12 protein-coding genes are annotated in these 15,335 nt (G+C 41.7%); 6 read left to right on the top strand and 6 right to left on the bottom strand.

The window, feature by feature from the left end; translation table 11 throughout:
* From H7844_04730 to H7844_04720, 3 genes are all read right to left on the bottom strand, one after another.
* Positions 1–2,226 (bottom strand): PAS domain S-box protein, encoded by a 2,226-nt coding sequence (locus H7844_04730; GenBank protein MEO5356586.1) that lies wholly within the window; start codon positions 2,224–2,226, stop codon positions 1–3.
* Between the two features lie 65 nt (positions 2,227–2,291).
* Positions 2,292–4,316: an ATP-binding protein gene (locus H7844_04725; GenBank protein MEO5356585.1), complete on the bottom strand. Its 2,025-nt coding sequence runs from the start codon at positions 4,314–4,316 to the stop codon at positions 2,292–2,294.
* Positions 4,276–5,430, bottom strand: a complete 1,155-nt coding sequence (locus H7844_04720; GenBank protein ID MEO5356584.1) for an ABC transporter substrate-binding protein — start codon at positions 5,428–5,430, stop codon at positions 4,276–4,278. Before H7844_04720 ends, H7844_04725 begins: the two co-directional genes overlap by 41 nt.
* Positions 5,431–5,658: 228 nt before the next feature.
* On the opposite strand from H7844_04720, the gene H7844_04715 reads away from it, so the two are divergent.
* From H7844_04715 to H7844_04690, 6 genes are all read left to right on the top strand, one after another.
* Complete coding sequence (locus tag H7844_04715) at positions 5,659–5,850, top strand: type II toxin-antitoxin system HicB family antitoxin (protein MEO5356583.1); 192 nt, start codon at positions 5,659–5,661, stop codon at positions 5,848–5,850.
* Positions 5,847–6,026: an addiction module toxin, HicA family gene (locus H7844_04710; GenBank protein ID MEO5356582.1), complete on the top strand. Its 180-nt coding sequence runs from the start codon at positions 5,847–5,849 to the stop codon at positions 6,024–6,026. The genes H7844_04715 and H7844_04710 overlap by 4 nt, the downstream gene beginning before the upstream one ends.
* 314 nt (positions 6,027–6,340) lie before the next feature.
* Entirely contained in the window at positions 6,341–7,129 is a 789-nt protein-coding gene (locus H7844_04705; protein MEO5356581.1) for an ABC transporter ATP-binding protein, read from the top strand.
* 337 nt (positions 7,130–7,466) lie between these two features.
* Positions 7,467–8,093, top strand: coding sequence for a prepilin-type N-terminal cleavage/methylation domain-containing protein (locus H7844_04700; GenBank protein ID MEO5356580.1), 627 nt, complete (start codon positions 7,467–7,469; stop codon positions 8,091–8,093).
* A gap of 226 nt (positions 8,094–8,319) precedes the next feature.
* Complete coding sequence (locus H7844_04695; protein ID MEO5356579.1) at positions 8,320–9,318, top strand: prepilin-type N-terminal cleavage/methylation domain-containing protein; 999 nt, start codon at positions 8,320–8,322, stop codon at positions 9,316–9,318.
* Positions 9,319–9,329: 11 nt separating this feature from the next.
* Positions 9,330–11,021, top strand: coding sequence for a hypothetical protein (locus H7844_04690; protein ID MEO5356578.1), 1,692 nt, complete (start codon positions 9,330–9,332; stop codon positions 11,019–11,021).
* 30 nt (positions 11,022–11,051) lie between these two features.
* Here the strand turns inward: H7844_04690 and recJ are convergent, their stop codons facing one another.
* Genes recJ through secD form a run of 3 tightly spaced genes read right to left on the bottom strand, consistent with a single transcriptional unit; the run spans position 11,052 to position 15,327 of the window.
* Complete coding sequence (gene recJ / locus H7844_04685) at positions 11,052–12,737, bottom strand: single-stranded-DNA-specific exonuclease RecJ (GenBank protein MEO5356577.1); 1,686 nt, start codon at positions 12,735–12,737, stop codon at positions 11,052–11,054.
* A gap of 32 nt (positions 12,738–12,769) precedes the next feature.
* Positions 12,770–13,708: a protein translocase subunit SecF gene (secF, locus tag H7844_04680; protein ID MEO5356576.1), complete on the bottom strand. Its 939-nt coding sequence runs from the start codon at positions 13,706–13,708 to the stop codon at positions 12,770–12,772.
* Positions 13,705–15,327 (bottom strand): protein translocase subunit SecD, encoded by a 1,623-nt coding sequence (secD, locus tag H7844_04675; GenBank protein MEO5356575.1) that lies wholly within the window; start codon positions 15,325–15,327, stop codon positions 13,705–13,707. Before secD ends, secF begins: the two co-directional genes overlap by 4 nt.
* Positions 15,328–15,335 lie beyond the last annotated feature (8 nt).

The raw sequence follows: 15,335 nt of genomic DNA, 5'->3' as shown, positions 1-15,335 counted from the left end.
TTAAATCTCAATTCTGAACTCACACCATCTACCGGAGTTTCTTACAGAAAGAGTGCCTTTCATATTTTTCTCCGTGATAACTTTTGCGATGTATAAGCCGAGCCCGGTGCCTCCGTCCTTATCTTTGGTTGTGAAGTAAGGGTCAAAGATTCTACTAATGATATCTTCAGGCACACCGCCTCCGTTGTCGGCGATAGTTATTACTATTTTCTTAGTTACCGATTCGACAAATGCCCTTATTCTGACGATGCCGTCTGTGATTTGCTTCTGCTCAAATACATCTCTGATATTTGTTAGTATATTTAGTATGACTTGAGCAAATTCATTTGGGAAAAGGTCAACTGTTAATTCACTATCAAATTGCTTATCTATCACAAATCCTTTTTGTATAAAATAACCCTCAAGCAGTGATAGTGTGTTGTCTATCGCCTCTGTTATATTAAGTTCCTTTTTCTGTGGATCATTTGTGTAGTAGTTTCTGAAATTGTCAATTGTTTTTGATAACGCTGTCAGCGCAGACATAACAGATTCTATATTTTTATTTAAATATTCCTCATTCAATTCATTATACCGCCAGCTATCCCCTATGTCCTGAACTAAAAGGCCAATAGTTGTGAGAGGTTGTCTCCAGTGATGAGCAATATTAACCAGCAGCTCGCCCATTGCTATATGCCGGGAATGTTCATACATTAGTTGATCTTTTGCTCTGTTTTTTTCAACCTCTTCATCTACCCTTTTTTCGAGATCAAGTGTAAGTTGTCTTAATTGTGTCTCCATTGCTTTACGTTCCGTGATATCCGTTCCCACGCCTGTCAAGCAATTCTTACCATCAATTTTAATTAGCAATCCTGTAAAACAATAAGGGATATCCCGTCCATCTTTTGTATGCAGACCGGCATCAACAAAGGCAATGCCGGTTTTAAACACAGCAGCAATCGCTGTGTTAATAGTATCTCTGTCCTGCCCTGTGAAAAAATCAAGGGGTGTCATTTTTGCAATTTCCTCGTAGCAATAGCCTGAAACCGTCTCTAAGTTTTTATTCCACAGTATAAACTTGCCGGTGTTGTCAAAAAGATAGAACAGTCCCGGCAGCGTGTTAATCACTGATTCTGAAAACTTCTTCTCCTCCAACAGCTTTTTTTCAAGCTCTTTCCTCTTTGTTATATCCTGATGAATTGTGATCCAGACTGTCCCATATCTCTTATGTTGAAATGTTGACACTGTAGCATGGCACCAAAACAAAGTGCCATCCTTTTTTATATTCAGAATTTCACCTTTCCAATATCCGGTCTCATTTAATATTGACATTATTTGTTTCGCTTTATCCTCAGGTGAGACTTCGGTGGGGGCATTAATTAAAGAAACGTTTCTGCCTGTAAGCTCGTTTTCATTATAACCAAACATGGCGTTGAATTTGGGGTTGGCATAGACAATTGTGCCGTCTGAGACATTTATGATAGTAGCTCCCTCCTCAATGTTTGCAATTATTTCACCTTGCAGGTAGAGCTCCTCTTCCAACTTTCGCTGCTCTGTGACGTCACGTGCAATGGCATAAATCCTGCCGTTTTCAAGCACCGGACCTGCCAGCCACGACAGTATTTTATATGAGCCGTCTTTGCAGATATAACGGTTATCAAAAGTTTCAGTAATTAAACCATTAAGCTGTTTTTCCACTTCTAAAACGGTAGCCTGTCGGTCATCGGGATGAATGAATTCAACAAACGGTTTTGCGTAAATCTCCTCTTTGGTATAACCCAGTACCTTCTCAAACATTAAATTGACCTGTGTAAAGTATCCGTCTGCTGAGGCAATACAAATCAGGTTGGGAGATTCGTTAAAGAATCTCTCCCTTTCATCAAGCAGTACCTTTTGTTTTGTTATATCCTCCACCATTGCAAGATGATAAACGGGTTTCTCTCCGCTCATCCATAAGGGAACACATTTAAGATTAACCCACACAACATAGTTATCTTTGGTTTTGTAGCGTTTTTCCATGGTAAACATGCTAATCTCACCGCTTATCAAACGCTTCATGTTGTAAGTGTCCGGTTGAATATCGTCGGGGTGGGTAATATCCTGAAATGTTTTACTTAGCATTTCCTTTTCAGTGTATCCGACAATGTTACAATACGCCGGATTAATTGAGACAAACCGCCCTGTTGCAGACTCTATGACGGCAATCCCGATGGGAGCTTGTTCAAAAATTGCTTTCATTTCTTTTTCCATTAATGCTCACCAACCTATAAAAAATCTGTCATTGTTGACTCCGATTGGAAATTTGGAAATATAGTTTAAACTCTTCTCAATATTATAGTAAATTCCGCACCATTGTCAATATTCCTTGCAGTTAACCTGCCGCCCATGTTGTGCTCAATTATTGTCTTAGACATATAAAGCCCCAATCCTGTGCCCGCATCCGGTGATTTCGATGAAAAATATGGGTCATAAACCTTATCCATAATATCGGCAGGTATGCCGCCGCCGTTGTCACTTATTATAACACATATGATATCGTCACTCTCCGAGAGCAATATCTTTATGATTCCCTTAAACTCCATTACCTGTCCAAATGACTCAGCCCTACTTACTATTGCATCCCTTGCGTTATTGATTAAATTCAGTACCACCTGCTTAAACTCGTTGGGGTAGCCGGTTATTGTCAGATTAGCTCCCACCACTGCGGCCTCAACAATAATGTCTATATTACTCTTCTTTTTATATAATGTTCCAAACATGCCTATGATATCATCTATCGCTTTCTTTATATTGAAACGTAGCGGTGTTTTTGAGGGCATTAAAAAGGTGCGAAAATCATCTACAGTTTTCGCCATAAACGAAATCTGCTGCTTTACCGCCTCGGTGGATAAGGCCATTGATTCCTTGTTGAGTTCACCAAACTCATGGGCATCTTGCAAATCCTGCACTGTAAGAGATATGGCATTTAAGGGCTGTTTCCATTGGTGTGCTATCATTGCTATCATTTCACCCATTGAGGCCAGCTTTGACTGTTGAACAAGCATTTGCTCTTTTTGGTATCTGAGTTTTATTTCCTCATCAACCTTTTTTTCCAGGCCTGCATTCATTTCTATCAGCTCATTAGCCTTCTCACTGACTTTTGCAATCATGGTCTTAAATGTTTTAAGAAGCGTATTTATTTCACCACCGGTTACATCGGGAAATTTAATATCATAGTTACCATCTCCAACCGCAACTGCCACATTGGTAATTGCTTCAAGAGGTCTCGAGATACTTTTTGTAATTATCACTATTATTGATAAAATAACGACAAGACTAAAGGAAAGAAAAAGAATGCGCCTCTTTAAATATCTCCGTATGGGGAGAGTGACCTCGTCATAGTCGTGTTTAATCACCATCGCCCAACTAAGCTCCGGCGTAATAATCAGATATCTGTATGCGGCAAAAACATCCATCCCTCTGTAATCTGTCGTTACAATGCCGCCCTCATGTCCGTTAAAGACAATGTCTAATATTTTTGACTTTATTCTGGCCGGCTCATGGAAAATTACATTATTAGTACGTGCAATATACGTAAAATCCTGACCTGCCAACTCTATGTCATTAATATAAGTTGAATCTACATCGGCATTCAATATAGGCTTAATAAGGTCATCCATGTACATATTCATTATCAAAAGATAAGCCTCTTTTTCTATTGTCAGCCCATAAACATATTTTATAAGTAACCTACCGGTTTCAGCTTCTTTTATAACAAAAAAATGGTAGATGTGGTGACACTTAGAAACATCTCTAAACCAGCTTTCCTGATTAATATTAACGCCGACCTCACTTAAATCAGTGGATACCATTAAAAGCCCTGTTGCTTCTGCTATTTGTATTGATTTATAAAGTCTGTGAATTTCACTGATTTCATTTAATTCATTAAGTAAAGATTTAAAATTATTGTTATTCTTTAGTAAAGACGATAGTTCATCAGTTTTCAAGTTAGCTTTTGGCAATAATTGTTTAATTACCGCAATGTCTGCTCTTACAGATTCATTTCCTGACAAAGCTGAAACATCATCTTTCAGTTCGTCTATAAATCTTATTAAATATGATTTTTTTACGTCAGCCTCAATGTTTAGTGTGTTTAAAAACTCATGCTGACGTTGATAGTACATTCCATTTATGTCTGTAAAGGGGATTCCATAAATATTAAATACTTCTATGATTACAAAGATTAAAATAAACAATGTGCCGAAATATAACAGCATCTTACAGCGCAGATTCAAATCTCTGAATTTCATAGCGCCGGAATTATTCATTTGCTTTATCCTGTTGTGAATATTGAAATTCATTTAATCTATACGCCTCAGCCTTATCAAGGACTTTAATAAGAGCAACATTTGTAAAACTGTTATATGCTTTATTCCAGTCGGTATCATAAGGAAGCAAGCCGATTTTCTTTAGAAATATAAACTCATTATACATAGGGCCCCCCTCGCTTGTTATTTTTTCCGGTATAATTGGAGCCGATGTAATATTTGACAATTCCTTGAGGCTTAATTCATCTATCAATTCTTCAGTTAAATTAAGCGGCTGCGTAGTGTAGAGGTTATTTACCGATTGAATAACCCATGAGGCGGCTCTGATGCGGTTTTCCCTACTGCGTAAAAGCCATCGGATTGCACGAACTTCAGCCGCTAATATGTGATACACCGCCTCCGCTTGTTTTTCGTATAAAGATTTCCGGAAAGATATGTACCCGGTTGTCAGCATTTTATGAATTGCAAAGGTCTCAGTATTTTCTCTTGTAGATAAAGTGGTAACAGGTTCCCAGGCTGAGAAGGCAAATATCTTATTATTTTTTAGTGCCGCCGGCATTTCAAGTGATTCCAAAGGAATAAGAGTTACGTCCTTTTCACTAAGCCCCTCCTGAGCCAAAGCCGCCAATAAGGCGTAATGAGCGTTTGAGCCATATGCATAGCCTATTTTTTTGCCCTTTAGTTCTTTAATTAAAACCGGTTGTTTTGCTATAACGGCTGTATATCCCATTTGAATCAATGAGGGAATAACCACATCGAAACTTGATGCAAGAATAATTGTTGGCATATCTCCGCTGATACCTACACTTAAGCTGCCGTTTTTCATAAAATAGTTGACGTCGGAGCCCTTCAAAAATGAATAAAATCTCATTTCAAGTCCTAATCTGCTTAGAGATTGCCGAAGAATTGTATCCCGCTTAAGCGCCTCTGTTATGACCCCTGTGGGAGAGTATAGAGGCTGCACCCCTATATTAATAATGTTTTCATTTACTTCAAATTTATATTTGGAGTATATCGGATGATTGGATAAATCACTGCTTTGTAGGGGCGCAGTTGAGCGTCTGTCTAAAATCGGAGATTTAACAGCAATAAAAATAACAAGCAAGGTAATTGCTGATATTATTATAAGTCTCTTATACGTGTTCATGTTTACAGCCAAAAACTCCTTTCACATTGATTGTACAGCAATACGGTAATGAGAGTAAAGCATGAGAGTTTATTAAGCCGGCGTGCGCTAAAAAACCGGATTACGACTTTCTAAAACGACATAAACACACTCAGAGAAGTAAATTGTCCCCACCCAACCTCAGGATTTTTGCTATTATAATTTAGTGGCGGGAAAGACAATAAATAAAATTTCTATCAGGAGACAATTATGGTTCATAAAATGACTATGATTTATTGGAAAAAAGACAAATTTTGGTTAGGTAAGATTTTGGAGTATCCCGATATAATGACACAAGGTGAGACTATCGGGGAGTTGGAAGAAAATATAAAAGATGCATATCGCTTGATGGTATTAGAGGACGTTCCCTGTGATTTTAAAATGAAAGAAATTGCGGTATGAAACGAACGGAATTTATCCGGGGGCTCTTAGATGCAGGATGTATTTTTCTTAAACATGGAGCAAGGCACGATTTATATATTAACCCTGTCGCAGGAAAAAAACAACCGATCCCAAGGCATAATGAAATTGATGACATATTAGCAAAACATATTAAGAAAAAGTTGGGAATTTCATAAAAACCACACAGACGACAGCCGTAGGATGTATTTATACAGAACGTAGTTTTAAACTCTCAAACCCTTAGCCCCGAAATCCGATATAGAAAATCCGAGACTGTACAACAAACTGTGTCAATACTGAGAAAGTCAATGGAAGAAGGTGATATTGGGTATGAGTTTTTGTCACCAGATAATTAACGCTATATCCTTTAATTTCAACATCGTTACTCGTTTTTTTTACCTCTATGTCGGATTTCGGGCTTAGCAATTGACATAAACACACTCAGAGAAGTATCCTATGCTTCTACTATCTTTTAAGAAGAGACAGTGACTTGACAAACAATGTTATAGAAGTTAAAAACCTTGTAACCTATTACGGGGACAGGTTAATAATCAAAGACGCCACGGTTGACATTCCACGCGGGATGACAACGGTAATTGTCGGTGGAAGCGGCTCAGGGAAGACAACAGTGTTAAGGCACCTGATAGGTCTGCTCAAACCCCACAGCGGTGAAATTCTCGTAAACGGCACTGACATAGCCAAACTGAATGAGGAGCGGTTAAATGAACAACGCAAGAAAATGGGCGTGTTGTTTCAGGGTTCAGCACTTTTAAACTCCCTGACACTTGCAGAAAACGTGGCGCTCCCGCTTGTTGAGCATACAAAACTGAAGGAATCGGTTGTCGGCATAATAGTCAGAATGAAGCTGGATTTGGTGGGGCTTTCCGGGTTTGATGATTTCTTTCCGTCTCAGCTTTCAGGGGGCATGAAAAAACGAGCGGGGATAGCCAGGGCTATGGCAATGGATCCGGAAATCCTGTTCTTTGACGAACCCTCCGCCGGTCTCGACCCTGTTACCGCTGCAGGCCTTGATGAGCTTATTAATAAACTCAACAAGGTGTTTAAAATGACGGTTGTTGTCGTTACCCATGAGTTACCCAGTATTTTTAAAATTGCAGATTACGTGATTATGCTCGACAAGGGTGAGATTATTTTCACAGGCTCTATTGAGGACTTCAAAGAGTCGAAAAATCCAAAAGTTCAGGCCTTTTTGAAACGAACCCCCGAAGTGGAAACGCAATCACAGGGCGATTACTTCAAGATTATCGCAGGGGGTTGAGCCTCATAAAAAATTTGCCTTCACCTTAGCTGTCATTTGCAACCCCGATTGGGAATCCAATGTTATACCAATTCTAATTCATTTGTCTAACTTAGACGATTGAATATAACTTAGTATTACTTTTTCTTAAAGAACTTAAAACCGGCTTAAGCTTTATCAAAATAATCCGATAGCTATTAATAGTGGATTTTAATATAAAAAAGAATTGTATAACTAATATACATATTGAGTATGTCGCAGACTTAAAATTAATATGTACTAAAGTAACCCAAAAGGGGTAGAATAAAGTGACTAAAGGTTTTATAAAGCGATCGCATAAAACCAACGGAGGTTGAGCATGACAAGTATGGGTACAGTAGAAAGAGAGAAAGGTTTTACCCTAATAGAGGTAGCGATTGTACTGGTCATAATCGGCATCATAATCGGGGCTATAATGAAAGGTCAGGATTTAATGGATAATGCCCGCGGCAAGAGGTTTGGCGTAGAAATACACAAATGGGAATCAGCGATATATGCGTATTTAGACATAAAGGGTAATTTGCCCGGAGATGGAACACCAAGTGGGTTGATAGGTTCCGGCTCTGGAAATCCGCAGACTGATATCTCTAATGCAAATTTTCAAAATCCTCCCAACAACTCTTTCGTTTTAGGCCCAAACACCTACTATGTATATTTAGGAAGTGACTCAACAAGCGGCAAAAACTACCTTATCGCTTGCAAGTCTTCAAACTGTGGCACCGCCCTTACTTATACAATAAAATCAAATCAAATTGCGTTGAAGTTCTTTTCGACTTACGATACATCCATTGACGGCTCATCGGATGCCGGAGCCGGTAAAGTTGCAGGAATAAGTGCCGCCCCGACAATCGCCAATAATTCTTTTACCTCTCTGACTGTGCTCAGTGCCACAACAAACTGGACCTCGGTCAGCACAATTTTCGGTATGGCTTATGAGCTTAACTGATTGTAACAGTCTCCTGAAATTGTTGTAGCAGCCGCTTAAATGCTTAAAAACAGTCAAAGGACGGAAAGCAGACTACGTCCTTTTTGTTTTATAATAGAAATAATACCAAGTAGCAGTCAAAAGAGTAACGAGGCGGCAAGGAGAAAGCGACACCTCCCCTTAACAGGGGATTCCCATTTAGGGGAGACGTCAAGGAGCTTTAGACGAAGCCAACAAAGTTAATCGAATGACTGCAACTTGGTATAAGATAAAAAACGATAAAGCCTTTACACTGATAGAGCTGGCTATTGTGATGGTGGTTATCGGGATAATGTTTAGCATGGGGGCGGGGTTGGTAAGTTTGCTTATAAAAAGAACCAAAACTACTGAGACAAAAGATAAAATTACAGCGGTAGTTGCAGGGGTTGCAGGCTATGCCGCCACTAATAACAGACTGCCCTCTTCAGGAACTATATCAAGCGATTGTCCGCAGTCCTCAAGTGACTTTGTCTCCTCAATTTCAAACCAGTACGATTCCTTTGGCAAATGTATCAAATATATCTATGACGACAATTTGACTGCAACCGCCAATTCCCCCTACGAGGGGATATGTGGGCGAAGAACAACCTTTTTAACTGTAAGAAAATGTACAGATGCCGCCTGTGCTTCATACTCTGATGTTCAAAATACCGCTTTTATAGTATTTAGCAGCGGGGCAAATTATAATAACCAGACAGGGCCTTCTTTAGCTGTTACGTCGGCTACAACCCAAAACATCTATGAGCAGCTCCTCCTTGTGGATAACTATGTTACTGATATAAACAAAACAGAAACTTATGACGATTTAGTCCAATACGTAACTCTTGATGAGCTAAGAACAAAAATCGGCTGCAGCGGTTCACAACTTAGCATTATAAACAATGAATTACCCTTTGGGAATGAAGACTCAGCATACAATGCATCTCTTTATGCCCAGGGCGGCACAGGCTCAGTTTACTACCAGTGGTGTTGGAGCAGCAGCTCGTCCTCTTTACCCGGCGATCTGACTCTTACCTGTGCAGGCACACTTGGTAAAAGCACCGACAGTTGTGCCACAAATGGATGGCAGAGCTGTTCAAGTGTAACTATAGCCGGAACTCCCGGTGTTTCAACGACAGCAAACAGCTACAGCATTACTTTTTATGTAAAAGACAATGCCGGCAATACGAGCCAAAAATCGCTTGTGTTAACGATTAATCCGAATTGATTAACGGCAATATGATGAAACTATCTAATCAAAAAGGGTTTTCCTCTGTTGAGATATTTTTTTTATTGTTATTTATAGGTACAATGGCAACAGTTGGAATAGTGGCATTAAAAGGTAACGTCAAAAAGGGAAAGATTTTTGATACAAAGAAAGGCATTAATTCATTAGTGGCGGCGGTTATTGGTTATGCCGCCCAAAATAAGGCGCTTCCGCCTGATCTCTCATACGTAGATAATTCCACTGACGCCTACAACAAGTCCTACGTGTATGCCTATGATGCAACGGTGCTGACAAATGTTTGTGGAGCTGGTTCAACATCAATACAGATAAGTTCCGCTATAACAAACGTGGCCTTTATAATAACAAGCGGCGGGGCAAATCACACGGTTAATTCCACGCCAAACACAACCGGCTCCTACAGCGGCACTGTGACAATCTCAGGAGATGACATATACGGCTATGCCACGCTTGAGCAATTAAGAACACGGGCCGGGTGTGTGGCCTCAAAACTTTACATTATGAATAATGAACTGCCTAAAGCATGTGTGGATGGCTCATATACCGCCAATGTTTATGCCGGTGGAGGGCAGCCTGCGACTGTCTCCCCATACTACACATGGAGCCATAGTGCAACCCCTGCAGCCTCGTGGTTAGACAACACTTCTGTTTCTAATTATTATACACTTACAGGCACTGCCCCATCCACAGTCGGCACATACTCCGTGAGTTTCACAGTAACTGACGGCCTCAACACATATAGCCGGTCTTTGCCTTTAAAAGTGATTTTATGCACAGGCGGCACAGAAACAACATCAGATATTTCTTTCAGTGATCATCTTAATTATTTTGCTACAGTTGAGGGCAATAAAAATGTTGTAAAGTCAACAACAGAGGGCAACACTAAGCTGGTTTTAGGTGGTAGTGGTGGAGGTGCCGACGATTATGGTTATGGCTGCACATGGTTTCCGGATGAAACAAATGTGGTATCTCCATGTACTGCCATCAGTTGTCCACTGGATAACAGAACAACACGGGCATATTTTGAATTTAAAACTGCCAATAATGATACAAACTCACAGAGCACAAAATATGCCGGAGGTTTCACCTTTACACTTATGCAGGGTGGTAATGCCGCAACAGTGTGCGGGGGGGCGGATAGTGCTTTAGGGTATGGCTCCTATGGCACCAGAGCAGGCATCTCCGGTGACAGTGCAGCGACGGAATTTGATATTTACTACGATTCATTAAGAAACGATCCTGCATATTATAACCATGCCGCTTTAGTTTTTGAGGGAGACAATGTCCACGGTAATACTAACGGAAGCATTACTAACCCCTCTTGCAGCAGCTCTGTGGCTGAAGAGGGTTGTTATATAAACACCGGCAGTGTTACATGGATGGAGGATCAGGAAAAGCGATACGCCAGAGTGGAGCTACACACCCGTTGCAATTCCACCTGCTCAAGTTGCAACAGCAGTGGTTCTTATGCGTTGTATAAACTCTGGGTTGAGGACTCAAAACCCGCTAATCTGGATAACCTTACAGCCAACTACACCGGCACATCGGTAAAGGCCCGGCACTGTTTCCTGTTTCCGGATAATCTAAAAAATGCTAAACTGGGATTTACCACTGGAGTTCCCGACACCGGTAAGAGTAATAAATTCACTATCTCTGATTTTATAATTAAATTTGATGCAAACTGACGGCAAAATAATTATCGGGGTAACTATGACTTATAAAGGGGGGCTTTTTCTGATAGCTTTTATATTTAACTGTAGATTTCTGGAGCCGTTATATTCATTGATTGTGGGGGTGATGACGGCGTCCACTCTGCCGGTGCCTGAAACAATTGAGAGCTGGTCGCCAAGGTCAAAACCAATGGCGTCAAATTGTATGCTTTTGTCACCAAGCTTTAGTTTCAGATGATTCTTTCCTACTATTTTAGGTGAGTATGGGGTAAGTCCCTTGATTCCAAAAAAAGGCTCGGGATTTCCGTAACCGAATGGAGCAAGCTTAGAGAGTTCATTTAATAGTTTAAAGTTAATATCCTTGAGTGTGCAGTCGGTGTCAATCATAATCATGGACTGAGCAGTGGAGCCGGCGGATGTGCGCCCTATCACCTCATTTAAGGCGGCAGTAAATTGAGGTATCATTTCGAGGTTAAGTTTAAGGCCGGCAGCCTGCTTGTGTCCGCCAAACTGTATCAGATACTCTGAGCAGTCACAGAGGACTTTATAAATATCAATTTCAGGCACGCCTCGGGCTGAACCCTTAGCTACTGAGTGTTTAACAGAAAACACAAAAGCAGGCACACCAAACTTATCTGTAAGTTTGGAAGCTACAATTCCCAGCACTCCCTCATGCCAGTCCTCATCATAAATAACTATTGCCTTGTCAAAACCCTCCAACTCAATTTGATTCAAAGCAGACTCATAAACTCCCTCCTCAATCCGTTGACGCCTGAAATTAAGGGCATCCAGATTTGCCGCTATCCTTTTAGCATCTGAGTCCGAGCCGGTTAGAAAGAGCTCTACAACCTCCGAGGCATCTGCCATACGTCCTGCTGCATTAATTCTGGGGATTGCACAGTAGGAAAGAAGATCAACGTCTATTGTTTTACCTCCTGCCGAGGCAACCTCAAAAAGGGCCTTAAGACCGGCTCTGTTACCATCCATCAGTACTCTTATGCCATCTTTAACAATAAGCCTGTTTTCATCCACAAGCGGGGCAACATCAGCTACTGTACCTATGGCAGCAAGGTCAAGAAGCCCTGTCACCTCTCCGATGTTGGATGCATACAGTGCAAGGGAGAGCATAAGGGCAATTCCAGCTCCGGTGAGCATCGAATGGGGATTATCAGCAGGCATAATTTTTGGGTTTACTACCGCAAGGGCTTTAGGCAGCACAGGCTGCCCTGATTGTTCATCAAAGGCAGGCTTGTGATGGTCTGTTATTATCACGTCAAGGCCGGCCTCTGAGGCTTTGCCGGCAGCTTCAAAAGAAGATATCCCACAGTCAACAGTTACAATCAAAGAACACCCATAATCACGGGCAAGATCAACTGCCGCAACATGGAAACCATAGCCATGGTTAAATCTGCCTGGGATAAAATACCTGGTTTTAGCTCCAAGCTTTTTAAGGGTTTCAACCATAATGGCCACAGCAGATGTGCCGTCAGCGTCATAGTCACCGTGGATAAGTATGGTCTCAGAGCGCCGTATTGCCAGGCGTATGCGCTCCACAGCTGTGTCCATGCCGCTTAGCAGGCCTGGGTCTGACAATAAACTAACGGTGGAATCAAAAAAACTCCTGGCTTTTTCAGGAGTTTTGATGTTCCGGTTTATTAAAACCTGTGATAGGATTGAAGAGACATTAAGAGACCGTGCGAGGTAGTCAACATACTCGCTGTTTGTGCGCATAACGAGCCATTTCTTATGTAATGCCTGCACTGTTATTTTTTCACAAGTTGTTTATCTCCTACCCAAAGCAGCACTACAGGGCTTGCCACAAAGACAGAGGAGTATGTGCCTATGATTACGCCAAGCGCCATGGCCAAAGCAAAGTCATGGAGCACCTCTCCCCCAAAAAAATACAGGGCTAACGATGCAATAAACACTGTCAGGGAAGTTACCAGAGTTCTTGAGAGCACCTCATTTATGCTTCTATTTATAACTTTTGTAACCGGTTCTTTAATCATGGCACGAAGGTTTTCCCGTATCCTGTCAAAGACTACAACTGTGTCGGTAAGGGAATAACCGGCTATTGTTAAAAGTGCCGTTAAGAGAATTAGGTTAATTTCATATCCCAGGACATAAAAGATGCCAAGCACCGCCAAAACGTCGTGAAAGGTTGCAAAAGTGGCCCCTATGCTGAAGCTGAACTGAAAACGCCATCCCACATATATCAGAATTCCCACTACAGAGGCGATAATTGCCCACATAGCATCTGTGCGCAGGCGGCTGCCGACCTTTGGGCCTATTTCTGAGACCGAATCCACAGTCAGTTTTTTATCCCGAAGCCCTTTGGTCAGAGACTCTATGACTTTATCCGACACACCGGCTGTTGTGGAAGCGGCGTTTGTGTCGTGTGTTGCAGGAGAGGTTTTTTTTATAACTACCAACACCTTTTTAACCGCTGGAAACTCCTGTAAGTCAGCCCCCACAAGGCCGCCCGCATCAAGGGCCTTCCTCACATCATGTAATGTTACAGGCTGGTCAAATTTTACCTGTACCGCCGTACCGCCGGCAAAATCTATACCAAGGTTTGCCGTCCCACGCACCACAGCAATTATCGCAAGTATCCCCAGTATTGAAAAAGCACCTGATACGGCAAATGCTATAAAGCGTTTGCCCATAAAATCTATATTGGTTTTTTTGATAATCTCAATCATATGCTTAACTTTTGAACCTCCCTTTCGGCGTTTATGAAATCAAAGACAGCCTTTGTACCTATCAGCGACGTAAAGAGATTTATTGCTATACCAATACTCAGAGTTACGGCAAAACCCTTAATGGGGCCGGTCCCGAATTGGTATAAAACGGCAGCCGTTATCAGGGTTGTAACGTGAGAGTCCACAATGGTTAAAAACGCTTTATCGTAACCGGAGTCAACCGAGGCCCGTGGGGTTTTACCCGCCTTTAACTCATCCCGCATTCGTTCAAACATCAGCACGTTGGTATCAACCGCCATTCCAATAGCTAAAACTATACCGGCAATACCAGGCATAGTCAGGGTGGCATTAAGGGCGGCCATGGCACCAAGCAAAAACATTATGTTTAAGACAAGGGCAAGGTCGGCTATCAAACCTGAGAGCTTATAGTAGATTGCCATAAACCCCGCTACCATAATGAAGGCCGCAATGGCGGTCAGCTTACCGGCTGCTATAGAGTCTGAACCAAGCGATGGGCCAACAGTTATGTTTTGAAGCATATTGACGGGAGCGGGCAGCGCCCCTGCCCTCAGCACTATGGCAAGGTCCTTGGCCTCTTCCATTGAGTAGGAGCCTGAAATCTGGGCATTGCCGCCTGATATCTTTTCCTGTATCACAGGGGCTGAGTACACATTACCGTCCAGAATTATGGCAAGGCGTTTCTTTACATACTTACCGGTGATCTCCTCAAACAACTTAGCTCCGTCTGAGTTGAAATTCAGAGACACATATGGGCTGTTGAACCTTGTATCAATCTGAACCCTCGCCTCTGATATATAGTCACCGGTCATAAGGGAATCTTTTTTAAGCAGAATCGGTTTTTTCGTAACCTCTCCGGTTTCCTTATTGGTAATTCGCTCAAATAAAATTTCATTATCCCCTGCTATCTTGTCTTTAAACTTAGCCATTGTTTCGTCCTCCTCGAAGGACTTGATGTGAGCAGGCAGTTCTGCGGCAAGGGGGGAGTCGTCATCAACAAGTTTAAACTCCAGTTGTGCCGTTTTTCCTATTAATTCAATGGCTCTTTTGGGTTCCTTTACCCCGGGCAATTGCACCACTATTTCGCTCTCTCCCTGTCTCTGAATCACAGGTTCGGCCACACCAAACTGGTCTATCCTGTTTCTTATGGTTTCAAGGGCCTGTTCACAGGCGTTGTCTCTTATGGATTTTGATTCTTTTTCCGATAGGGAATATACTATTGACGTCCCTGAGTCTGTGACTGAAAGGTTTGGATAACCGTTTTCTATAGCTTTTCTTAGCTCCGGGGATGCGGGGCTTACCGTTATGTTTTTGCCGTCAAATTTCACATCGGCGTGAAGATTTTTGTTGTCTATAAGTTTCTGAATTCCCTGAGAGATTCTTTTTGTGGTTTGTGCAACAGCCTTTTGTCCTTCTACTTCAAATACAAGGTAGAGGCCTCCCTGAAGGTCAAGTCCCAGTATTATGCCTTTTTCCGGGGAGAGCTTCTTAATTGCCGGTGGCAAATCCTTATAAAAAGGCATATTAGGCAGCAGAGCGGTAATTGTAAGTAAGAGCGCCAGCCCTATCAGTAAAAATCGCCACTTTACAGATTTTTTCAATTTCGCCT

The sequence above is a fragment of the Nitrospirae bacterium YQR-1 genome, assembly GCA_039908095.1.
Lineage (GTDB): Bacteria > Nitrospirota > Thermodesulfovibrionia > Thermodesulfovibrionales > Magnetobacteriaceae > Magnetomonas.
This window is presented reverse-complemented; position numbering and strand designations above follow the sequence as displayed.

Bases quoted from the DNA above. Each gene is read 5' to 3' on its own strand.
- H7844_04730 (MEO5356586.1), bottom strand. From the start codon at position 2,226: ATGGAAAAAGAAATGAAAGCAATTTTTGAACAAGCTCCCATCGGGATT.
- H7844_04725 (MEO5356585.1), bottom strand. From the start codon at position 4,316: ATGAATTTCAATATTCACAACAGGATAAAGCAAATGAATAATTCCGGC.
- H7844_04720 (MEO5356584.1), bottom strand. From the start codon at position 5,430: ATGAACACGTATAAGAGACTTATAATAATATCAGCAATTACCTTGCTT.
- H7844_04715 (MEO5356583.1), top strand. From the start codon at position 5,659: ATGGTTCATAAAATGACTATGATTTATTGGAAAAAAGACAAATTTTGG.
- H7844_04710 (MEO5356582.1), top strand. From the start codon at position 5,847: ATGAAACGAACGGAATTTATCCGGGGGCTCTTAGATGCAGGATGTATT.
- H7844_04700 (MEO5356580.1), top strand. From the start codon at position 7,467: ATGACAAGTATGGGTACAGTAGAAAGAGAGAAAGGTTTTACCCTAATA.
- H7844_04695 (MEO5356579.1), top strand. From the start codon at position 8,320: ATGACTGCAACTTGGTATAAGATAAAAAACGATAAAGCCTTTACACTG.
- H7844_04690 (MEO5356578.1), top strand. From the start codon at position 9,330: ATGATGAAACTATCTAATCAAAAAGGGTTTTCCTCTGTTGAGATATTT.
- recJ (MEO5356577.1), bottom strand. From the start codon at position 12,737: ATGCGCACAAACAGCGAGTATGTTGACTACCTCGCACGGTCTCTTAAT.
- secF (MEO5356576.1), bottom strand. From the start codon at position 13,708: ATGATTGAGATTATCAAAAAAACCAATATAGATTTTATGGGCAAACGC.